The 882-nt window shown below is 72.8% G+C and carries 1 pseudogene; it reads right to left on the bottom strand.

Going from position 1 to position 882, the window contains the following annotated elements:
• Positions 1-102: 102 nt before the first annotated feature.
• Positions 103-882 (bottom strand): annotated as a pseudogene (locus AC27IQ_RS25925) (LysR family transcriptional regulator); the annotation flags it as partial.

The following is an 882-nucleotide window of genomic DNA, read 5'->3' as shown; positions in this document are numbered from 1 at the left end:
TGGTGCTGGGCGCGGCCATCGACCGCTTCGTGCCGCAGGCCAACTCCCTGCCCGAAGCCGTGCGCCTGCTGCGCGCGCGCTGAAGCCCGCGGGGGCCGGGTTCTACTTCGGCGCGTGCAGCAGCCGCAGGAACGCCTGGGCCGGCGGGCTCAGCGGCCGGTCGGCGCACCAGGCTGCCGTAGGCCTCCAGCGTGTGCTGGAAGCGGTAGGGCAGCACGTGCAGCAGGCCGTGCTCTGCATCGCGCTGCGCCACGGCCTGCGGGATCACCCCGATCAGTTCGGAGCGCCGCACCAGGTTGATGGTGGTGAGGATGGAGCCGGTCTCGATCAGCCCCTGCGGCAGCGCCGCGCCGTGGTCCTTGAACTCCTGCGCGATCAGGTCGCGCATGGGGCTGCCGGCCGGCTGCAGCACCCACGGAAAATCGAGCAGCGCCGCGAAGCCCACGCGCGCCTTGCCCGCCAGGGGATGGCCGTTGCGCACCACCACCGCCAGGCCTTCGCCGTCGATGGGCTGGAAGGTGCAGTCCCGGCCCGAATCGCCGGAACGCCGGCCCACGACCACTTCGAGCACGCCCTCGCGCAGCTGCGCCAGCAGCCGGTCGCTCGTGTCCACGGCGATCTCCAGCGCCAGCAGCGGGAACACCGCCTTCAGCCCGAGCAGCGCGTCGGTCAGCCGACCCGGCGAGGCCGCCATGATGCTGCCGACCGACAGCTTGCCCGCGCTGCCCAGCCGCATCTCGCTGAGTTCGCGGTTCAGCGCTTCCATGCTGCCGCGGATGCTGCGAAAGTAGCCGGTCACCCGCTCGCCCGCGGCGTTCAGCCGCAGGCCGCGGCCCACCCGGTCGAACAGCGGCTGGCCGAGGGCGGCCTCCAGTTCGTGGA

The sequence above is a fragment of the Acidovorax sp. KPB24-07 genome (genome assembly GCF_057543315.1).
Note: the sequence above shows the minus strand (reverse complement) of the source record. Positions and strands in the feature narration are given on the sequence as shown.